This window comes from Bartonella sp. MR110HLJHH (assembly GCF_042194225.1).
Classification (GTDB): domain Bacteria; phylum Pseudomonadota; class Alphaproteobacteria; order Rhizobiales; family Rhizobiaceae; genus Bartonella; species Bartonella grahamii.
Map to the genome: position 1 here is coordinate 1 of NZ_JBHIMQ010000060.1, position 1,371 is coordinate 1,371.

Sequence of the window (1,371 nt, forward strand, 5' to 3'; positions counted from 1 at the left end):
TATTTCATCAGTAAGTTCATATTTCTTTTCCATGATTACTATTTCTCACGTTCTTCGATTACGGTGGAGCCACTAATTTTACAATTTCCAGCAATGTTTACACGACAGCAAATATATGCTTGATTGTAAATTTTAGCATTTCCGTAAACGTGTACACTTTCCCCTATAACAGAATTCCCATAAATCCGCGCATAGTCAAAAACCTTGGCATTATCTCCAACATAAGCACCACCAACTTCGGCATAATCAGAAACTTGTGCATTGCCATAAACGCGTGCATTCCCATAAACCCGCGCATCATCATAAACTTTGGCATTACCGTAAACTTGTGCATTGCCAAAAATCCAACAGTCTCTCTTATGGCTTAAGTTGCTCTCTTTTTCTATAAAACCGCCTATGTCACCTTTTTTGACATATCCAAAGTCTCTTAATGCTCTAATTCGGTGAAGAGTTCTTCCATCAAACACAATTTTTTCATCAGTAAATTCGTATTTTTTCATCTGGTTTGTTACCTAGTTGAGATTCTTTTATCGCCATCAATCCAGTCGTCCCAACATACACATGCTTCACCGTAAATTTTTGCATGACCGTAAACATGCGCATCACCGGAAACTTCTGCATTGCCGTAAACACGCGCCCTATCATAAATGTATGCCTTTTCGTAAACTTGTGCATTGCCATAAACTTCTGCATTATCAAAAACGTGCGGTTCACCGCAAATATATGCATCACCGTAAACTTCTGCATCACCGTAAATGCATGGTTCATCGCAAACTTCTGCTTTGCCATAAATACGAGAATTGTTGTAAACATGTGCATAACCGTAAACTTGTGCATTTTCGTAAACCAAGGCATCACCAAAAACCTTGGCATAACCATAGACTTTTGCATAATCCCCAATCCAGCAATTACCACGATGCGATAGGTTGTCTTCTTTCTCGATATAGCCTCCTAAATCACCTTTCTCGACGTTTCTAAAGTCTCGTAATGCGCGAATGCGGTGGAGAGTTTTGCCCCCAACTTCGATTGTTTCATCAGTAAATTCGTATTTTTTTTCCATTATTTTACTCCTTTAAGTTAGACTCTGCCTTTGTCGTTCTTGCAAAAGAACGGCATTGCATTGTGTGGTGAATTTTTTGAAAAGGAGGCGTCTTTTAAAAACGCCTTTAGCTTTTAAAGCACATCACAAGGACGCAAACGGTGTTGTTTTTCGTAAGAACCATACATTGCATCATCATATTCGCGCTGTTTTATATCATCTAAAAAAAAACCGTATGCTGAACTATGCGTAACAAAGTCGTGAGGAATGTTTCCGTTGAAACACTGCTCTTCACATTCTTTAAGATAGAATTCGGCAATATCTTCAGAGAT

2 protein-coding genes and 1 pseudogene are annotated in these 1,371 nt (G+C 38.6%); all 3 read right to left on the reverse strand.

Annotation, left to right across the window (positions count from 1 at the left end; all coding sequences use genetic code 11):
- Positions 1-38 precede the first annotated feature (38 nt).
- A complete protein-coding gene (locus ACFIKB_RS09275) occupies positions 39-500 on the reverse strand; it encodes a hypothetical protein (protein WP_375647879.1) in 462 nt (153 codons plus the stop codon).
- A gap of 8 nt (positions 501-508) precedes the next feature.
- Complete coding sequence (locus tag ACFIKB_RS09280; RefSeq protein WP_375647880.1) at positions 509-1,060, reverse strand: hypothetical protein; 552 nt, start codon at positions 1,058-1,060, stop codon at positions 509-511.
- Between the two features lie 113 nt (positions 1,061-1,173).
- Positions 1,174-1,371 (reverse strand): annotated as a pseudogene (locus tag ACFIKB_RS09285) (hypothetical protein); the annotation flags it as partial.